Source organism: Mycobacterium sp. E802 (assembly GCF_001666875.1).
GTDB lineage: Bacteria > Actinomycetota > Actinomycetes > Mycobacteriales > Mycobacteriaceae > Mycobacterium.
Window position 1 is genome coordinate 1 of the sequence record NZ_LZJD01000173.1, and the last position, 7,773, is coordinate 7,773.

Here is a 7,773-nt window from a genome sequence, read left to right on the forward strand (position 1 = left end):
TTCATCTGGTAAGACGGGGGACGACACGACGTAGTAAGGGAAGGCTGCGCACACTGCCCGACGGCTACGTCGCGCTCTCCCGTCCGACCACCAAGGGTTCCTGATGGCCGATTCCAGAGCCCCCCACACGGGGGTTGCTCGATGGATCCGTCGATTCGCCATTCCGGTGATTGTCGGCTGGATCGCCCTTCTCGCGTTCATGAGCGCGACCGTCCCCTCCCTCGAGGTCGTCGGCCAGATGCGCTCGGTGTCGATGAGCCCCGAAGAGGCACCGTCGGTCATCGCGATGAAGCGCGTCGGCCAAGTGTTCGACGAATTCCACTCGGACAGTTCGGCGATGATCGTGCTGGAGGCCCAGGGGGACGGAAACAAACTCGGCGACGATGCCCACCGGTTCTACAACGACATGGTGGACCGGCTCGAAGCAGACAAGAAGCACGTCGAGCACGTCCAGGATTTCTGGGGCGACCCACTGACCGAGGCCGGCGCGCAGAGTAACGACGGAAAGGCCGCCTACGTCCAGGTCTATCTGGCCGGCAACATGGGTGAGTCGCTGGCCAACGAGTCAGTGGAGGCGGTGCAGGACCTGATCGCGGGCCTGTCCCCGCCGCCGGGGCTCAAGGTGTATGTCACCGGCCCCACCGCACTGGCCGCCGATCAGCAGATCTCCGGTGACCGCAGCGTCAAGATCATCGAGGCCGTCACCTTCCTCGTCATCATCACCATGCTGCTGCTGGTCTACCGGTCGGTCGTCACGGTGATCCTGGTGCTGCTGATGGTGGTCATCGAGCTCTCGGCGGCGCGTGGGGTGGTGGCGTTCCTGGGCTACCACGAACTGATCGGTCTCTCCACGTTCGCGACACAGCTCCTGGTCACGCTGGCCATCGCCGCGTCCACCGACTACGCGATCTTCCTGATCGGGCGATATCAAGAGGCCCGCACCGTCGGTGAGGACCGAGAACAGGCCTACTACACGATGTTTCACGGCACCGCGCACGTGGTGCTGGGCTCCGGTATGACGATCGCCGGCGCCACCCTGTGCCTGCACTTCACCCGGCTGCCTTATTTCCAGACCCTGGGCATCCCGATGGCCGTGGGCATGACGGTCACGGTTCTGGCCGCGTTGACCCTGGGCCCTGCGGTCATCACCGTGGCCAGCCGGTTCGGGAAAGTGCTCGAACCCAAGCGCGCCATGCGCATTCGGGGCTGGCGACGGCTCGGCGCCTTCGTGGTGCGCTGGCCGGGGCCGGTGCTGCTGGGCACCATCCTGCTGTCGCTTGTCGGCCTGCTGACCCTGCCGGGTTACCGCACCAACTACAACGACCGCAATTACCTGCCCCAGGATCTGCCGGCGCAGGAGGGTTACGCCGCCGCGGACCGCCATTTCTCGGCGGCGAAGATGAACCCCGAGTTGCTGCTCATCGAAACCGACCACGACGTGCGCAACTCGGCGGACTTCCTGATCATCGACCGGATCGCCAAACGCATCTTCGAGGTGTCCGGCGTCGGCAGCGTGCAGGCCATCACCCGCCCGCAGGGCGAGCCGCTGGAGTTCAGCACGATCCCCGCACAGATGAGCATGGGCGGGGTCATGCAAACCATGAACCGCAAGTACCTCAGCGACCGCGTCGACGACATGCTGCTGCAGGCCGACGAGATGCAGACGACCATCGACACGATGGATCGGATGATCGAGCTGATGGACGAGATGACCGCCATCACCCACAACATGGTCGGGAAGATGGACCAGATGGTTGTCGACGTCGCCGAATTACGGGATCACATCTCCGATTTCGACGACTTCCTGCGTCCGCTGCGCAACTACCTGTACTGGGAACCGCACTGTTACAGCATCCCGATGTGCGCCTCGATGCGCTCGGTGTTCGACGGTCTCGACGGTGTCGACACGATGACCGAGAGCATTCAGCAACTGATGCCCGACATGCACAAGCTCGACGCCCTGATGCCGCAGATGGCCGCGATGATGCAACCGCAGATCGAGATCATGCGGAACATGAAGACGATGATGCTGACCATGTACCAGACCCAGAAGGGTCTGCAGGATCAGATGGCCGAGATGCAGGACGGCCAGACCGCGATGGGCACGGCGTTCAACGACTCCAAGAACGACGACAGCTTCTATCTGCCCCCGGAGACCTTCAACAACCCCGACTTCAAGCGCGGCATGAAGAGCTTCATCTCGCCCGACGGAAAAGCGGTGCGCTTCATCATCTCTCACGAGGGTGACCCGCTGACGCCGGAAGGCATCGGTCTCATCGACAACATCAAACTGGCCGCCAAGGAAGCGATGAAGGGCACTCCCTGGCAAGGCTCGAAGATCTACATGGGCGGCACCGCCTCAGCCTTCAAGGACATGCAGGAAGGCAACAACTACGACCTGATCATCGCCGGGATCTCGGCGCTGTGCCTGATCTTCATCATCATGCTGATCATCACCCGCAGCCTGGTGGCTGCCGCGGTGATCGTGGGCACGGTGCTGGTGTCGCTGGGCACGTCGTTCGGGTTGTCGATCCTGGTGTGGCAGCACCTGATCGGCATCGAGCTGCACTTCATGGTGATGGCGATGGCGGTGATCGTGCTGCTGGCGGTCGGTGCCGATTACAACCTGCTGCTCGTCGCGCGGCTCAAGGAGGAGCTGCCCGCCGGGATCAACACCGGCATCATCCGGGCCATGGGCGGCAGCGGGTCGGTGGTGACCGCGGCCGGGTTGGTGTTCGCCTTCACGATGATGTCGATGGTGGTCAGTGAGATGACCGTGGTAGCCCAGGTGGGTTCGACGATCGGGCTCGGCCTGCTGTTCGACACCCTGGTCATCCGCTCGTTCATGACACCGTCGATCGCGGCGCTGATGGGCCGCTGGTTCTGGTGGCCACAGCTGGTGCGCCAGCGCCCGGCACGCGGTGTGGTGGCCCAGGCGCTGGCGCGGTCCAACGCCTGACGGGTCAGTTCTTCTCGAGCCCCAACGCCCGGGCCATGGTGAAGAACAGATCGGTCTGATCGGAGAGGCCCACGACGTTGGCCGCGCCCGGGCCGTAGGCGGCGATGCGCAGCTGGGATCCGGTGTGACCCTGGTCCATCGCGTCGAGGTTGTCCGAGGTGCCGTAGGAGACGGTCAGATCCTGCCCGTCCTTGCTGCGCAGCACCCGGGTCAGGCCCGGGTAGATGGCGTCGCGGACGGTTTCGAACGGCAGCTTCGCCTCGGCCGCGGCAGCGCGGACGTCGTCGACGCTCATGGTCTCCACGATCTGACTGCTGTGGGCGTGGTCGGCCGTGACGATGACCAGGGTGTCCTTGTTCTCCTTGGCGAAGTCGAGCGCCACCTTGGCGGCCTCGTCGAGGTCGACGGTCTCGCCGATCTGGCCGCATGGATTAGCGGCGTGATCCTGCTTGTCGATCGAGGCACCCTCGATCTGGAGGAAGAAGCCATCTTCGTCGCCCTTGAGCAGGTCGATGGACTTCTTGGTCATCGCCGCCAGCGTCGGCACCTCGGCAGTGCGGTCCGGGTTGTCGCGGCACTCGACGGCCGGCTCCAGGTACCCGCCCTTGCCGGCGACGGGCCCGTTCCACCGGGTCGGCATTTTGCCGTCGGCGAACAACCCCAGCAGTGGGGCGTCCTGGTCGGCCGTGCCGGCCCGGTCGAGCTCGTCGGCATTGCGCACGATGGTGAAACCACGTTCCTTGGCCTGCACCTCCAGTGTCTTGCCCTGGTAATCGCCGGCTTTGGCGACCTGCTGGAAGGTTTCGGCGCCGCCGCCCATCACGACGTCTGCGCGCGTGGTGAGCAGCTGCTCGGTGATCGAGCCGTGGCCGCCGTTCTCCAGGGCATTGGCCGGACACTTCTGAGTGGTCTCGTCGGGCCCGTAGCACTTCCGGGCCGTGACGTGAGCGAACTGCACCGCGGGTGTGGCGTCCTGAATTTCTGCGGTGCTGATGTCACCGGTCGCCTTGCCGGCCTCCTTGGCGATCTGCAGCAGCGTCTTCTGGTCCTTGCCGCCGATGTCCACCGAGATCGCGCCGTTGTAGGTCTTGGTACCGGTGGCCCACGCCGATCCGCTGGCCGCCGAGTCGGTGACGTATGTTGGCTTGCCGTCCTTGTCCAACGAGTAGTGGGTGTACTGGCCGGTCAGCGGAAAAGCGTCCAGACCCGGGAACGCGCCGGCGGCACCATGCACGTAATTGCGGGCCACGGTGATCTCCGAATCCCCCATGCCGTCACCGATCAACAGGATGACGTTGCGGGCACCGGTGTTCTCGATCGAATCGGCAATCAGTGCGCTGCGGTCGTCGCCGGCCCGGGTCGCACCTCCGTGCTCGGACAGCGTGCCGGTGGCAGCCGGGTCGAGCAACGGCAGCGACGCCTCCCCCTTGCTGCCACCACACGCCGCGGCCAGCGCCGCCGTACACACCAGCGCTGCCGTCACCACGTACCGCCTGCGAGTCATCCCGGTCTCCCTGTCGTCGTCTCCATACAGCCCACACATGGTTGAAGTCGCATATGAACCGATGCTTGCCCGACAGCAACGCCCGGATGACCGGGGGACATCGAACTCCTTGCCTTCGGAATGACGTCGGGTTCTGACACGTCGATAACGATCACTGCACTTTGGCGGCGTTGGTACCGTGCGCCCAGAAAGAACGGGGCCGCCGATGACGAACCACACCACAGCCTGTCTCATGGCGACGCTGGCGATCGGCTTGACTGCCTCGGCCTGCGGCTCGGTGAGCGAGAAGGCCGAAGCCACCACGACGGCCCCGCCGGCCACCTCCGCGTCCCTGACCTCGTTGTTGCCGACGCCGGCCGACGTGCAGCAGACCCGCGGGCCCGATGACGTCGCCGACGGCGGCATCCACCTGCACTACCAGGTCAACAAGGCGCCGACCGAAGCGATGGCCGCATACAAGACGGCCCTGCAGGACAAGGGCTGGACGGTCACCACGATCGTCAGCTCGGGCGGCAACGGGGGTGGCGGGGCCACCTACACCGGCGCGCACGGTGACGCCTACGGCGTGTTCGACGGCGGCGGATACGCCAACACCACCTACATCGACGTCTGCACCTGGCCGACCAAACCGGCAGACCCCAGCTGCAGCCGTGGGGAACGTTAGCCCCACCCCTTCCGGACCGTTGCCCGGGCGAACGCGAATCATGTTGCCGCGTCGATGATTCGGTCCGGCCGGGCGCTCGCGCCCGCGCCGAGATGCCCACCCGGACAACGAGTTGCGTGCGATTTGCACACCACGACCCGCTGCCGGTCCTACGCTTGAGTACATGTCCGGCCCGCCCCCGAGGTCGAGGTCTACAGTTGCCAAGCTGGCAATGCACTGTGTGCTGGCCGGATTGCTCGCGGCCACACTGATGTTCCCGATCGTCGGCGGGATCGGGGTCATGTCGGCGCGGCTGTCCGACACGGTGGCACAGGATTCGGCAGAGGTGCTCAAGGGCGATGCGCCGATCGTCACGACCATGGTCGACGCCTCGGGCGCCCCGATCGCCTGGCTCTACGAACAGCGACGGTGGGTGGTACCCAGCGATCGGATCGCCGACACCATGAAACTGGCGATCGTCTCGGTCGAGGACAAACGTTTCGCCGAGCACAACGGTGTGGACGTGCAGGGGACCCTCAACGGGCTCATCGGCTATCTGCGCGGCATCGATCAGGTTCGCGGCGGGTCGACCATCGAGCAGCAGTACGTCAAGAACTACAACCTGTTGGTGAAGGCGAAGTCTGACGCCGAGCGCCGGGCCGCGGTGGAAGTCAGCCCCGCACGCAAACTGCGTGAGATCCGGATTGCGCTGGCGATGGACAAAACGCTGCCCAAGAGCGAGATCCTGGCCCGGTACCTGAATCTGGTGTCGTTCGGCAACGGCGCATTCGGCGTTCAGGACGCGGCGCGCACCTACTTCGGCGTCGACGCCGCAGATCTCACCTGGCCGCAGGCGGCCCTGCTCGCCGGCGTCGTGCGGTCCACCACCACACTGAACCCCTACACGAACCCCGACGGCGCCCTGGCGCGACGAAACGTGGTGCTCGACACCTTGATCGACTATCTGCCCGACCGCGCCGAGGAGCTGCGCGCCGCCAAGGCTGCACCATTGGGCGTTCTCCCCCAAGCCGATCCGCTGCCCCAAGGGTGCATCGCTGCGGGTGATCGCGCGTTCTTCTGCGAATACGTGCTGCAGTACCTGGCGCGGGCCGGCCTCACCATGGAGGACGTGGCCCGCAACGGCTATCTCATCCGCACCACGCTGGATCCCACGGTGCAGGACAGTGTCAAAACGGCGATCGAGAAGTATGCCGACCCCGACAGCGACGGTGTGGCAAGCGTGATGAGCGTGATCACCCCGGGCAAGGACACGCACCACGTGGTCGCGATGGCCGACAGCCGGCGGTACGGGCTCAACCTCGACAACAACGAGACGGTGCAACCACAACCGTTCTCGCTGGCCGGTGACGGCGCCGGTTCCATCTTCAAGATCTTCACCACGGCCGCCGCCCTCGACATGGGGATGGGGATCAACACCCAACTCACCGTCCCTGGCATGTTCATGGGCAAAGGGTTGGGCAGCAGCGATACGCCGGGCTGCCCGAAGGAGACCTGGTGTGTGCGCAACGCGCACGGCTTCCCCGGTTCGTTGAATGTCACCGACGCCTTGGCTCAATCACCCAATACCGCGTTCGCCAAACTGATCTCGCAGATCGGTGTGCCACGGGCGGTGGACATGGCGGTCCGGTTGGGGTTGAGGTCCTACGCCGAGCCGGGCAGCGCTCGTGCTTACCACCCCGATTCCGACGAGAGCATCGCGGATTACGTCAAGCGCCAGAACATCGGATCGTTCACGCTCGGCCCGCTCGAGCTCAATGCTCTCGAACTCGCCAACGTGGGGGCGACGCTCGCATCGGGTGGCACATGGTGCCCCCCGAGCCCGATCGACAAGATCTTCGACCGCAACGGCCGCGAAGTGAGCGTGGAAACGCTGCCTTGCGATCAGGCCGTGCCCGAGGGGCTGGCCAACACGTTGGCCAACGCGCTGGGCAAGGACCATTCGAACGGAACCGCTGCCGGGGCAGCCAGTTCCGTCGGCTGGTCACTGCCGATGTCGGGCAAGACCGGTACCACCGAAGCCCACCGATCGTCGGCGTTCCTCGGCTTCACCAACCGGTACGCCGCCGCGAACTACATCTTCGACGATTCCTCGTCACCGTCCGGACTGTGCTCATACCCGTTACGCACATGCGGCGAGGGCGACCTGTACGGCGGGACGGAGCCAGCGCTGACGTGGTACGCGGCAATGAGTCCCATCGCAGAGCACTTCGGCCCCGTCGCCATGCCGCCCACCGACCCGCGTTACGTCGAGGGTGGTCCAGGAAGCCACGTACCCAGTGTCACCGGCCTGAAGTTCGACGAGGCACGTAAACGCGTGCAGGACGCCGGTTTCCAGGTGGCCGACAAACCCACGCCGGTCAACAACTCGGCGTCGAAAGGGACGGTGGTCGGAACCACCCCGAGCGGCAAGACGATTCCCGGATCGATCGTCACGATCAACACCAGTACCGGGTATGTGCCTCCGCCGGTCTACATTCCACCTCCGGCGGCTCCCCCGCCCCCACCTGGCGCACCACCACCGCCGGCCGAAAACGTCATCCTGATCCCGGGACTGCCGCCGATCACGCTGCCCGCCCCGGCACCCCCACCGCCACCGGCGCCGCCGCCTCCACCTCCGCCCGGCGCACCTGCCTTCTGAAGATACTG

General features: G+C 65.4%; 4 protein-coding genes. 3 read left to right on the forward strand and 1 reads right to left on the reverse strand.

Features of this window, described 5'->3' with window-relative positions; all coding sequences use genetic code 11:
* Positions 1–103: 103 nt before the first annotated feature.
* Positions 104–2,959 carry an RND family transporter gene (locus A5699_RS25135; protein ID WP_067775569.1) on the forward strand — a complete coding sequence of 952 codons (2,856 nt, stop codon included), beginning with the start codon at positions 104–106 and terminating at the stop codon, positions 2,957–2,959.
* A 4-nt stretch (positions 2,960–2,963) separates the two neighbouring features.
* Here the strand turns inward: A5699_RS25135 and phoA are convergent, their stop codons facing one another.
* Positions 2,964–4,463 carry an alkaline phosphatase gene (gene phoA / locus A5699_RS25140; protein ID WP_067775578.1) on the reverse strand — a complete coding sequence of 500 codons (1,500 nt, stop codon included), beginning with the start codon at positions 4,461–4,463 and terminating at the stop codon, positions 2,964–2,966.
* 232 nt (positions 4,464–4,695) lie between these two features.
* Between phoA and A5699_RS25145 the strand changes: the two genes are divergently transcribed.
* Positions 4,696–5,127 (forward strand): hypothetical protein, encoded by a 432-nt coding sequence (locus A5699_RS25145; protein WP_231965827.1) that lies wholly within the window; start codon positions 4,696–4,698, stop codon positions 5,125–5,127.
* Positions 5,128–5,290: 163 nt separating this feature from the next.
* A complete protein-coding gene (ponA2, locus tag A5699_RS25150) occupies positions 5,291–7,765 on the forward strand; it encodes a transglycosylase/D,D-transpeptidase PonA2 (protein WP_067775574.1) in 2,475 nt (824 codons plus the stop codon).
* Positions 7,766–7,773: the final 8 nt, after the last annotated feature.

Coding starts and splice junctions, on each gene's coding strand:
- A5699_RS25135 (WP_067775569.1), top strand. CDS start 104: ATGGCCGATTCCAGAGCCCCCCACACGGGGGTTGCTCGATGGATCCGT.
- A5699_RS25145 (WP_231965827.1), top strand. CDS start 4,696: ATGGCGACGCTGGCGATCGGCTTGACTGCCTCGGCCTGCGGCTCGGTG.
- ponA2 (WP_067775574.1), top strand. CDS start 5,291: ATGTCCGGCCCGCCCCCGAGGTCGAGGTCTACAGTTGCCAAGCTGGCA.
- phoA (WP_067775578.1), bottom strand. CDS start 4,463: ATGACTCGCAGGCGGTACGTGGTGACGGCAGCGCTGGTGTGTACGGCG.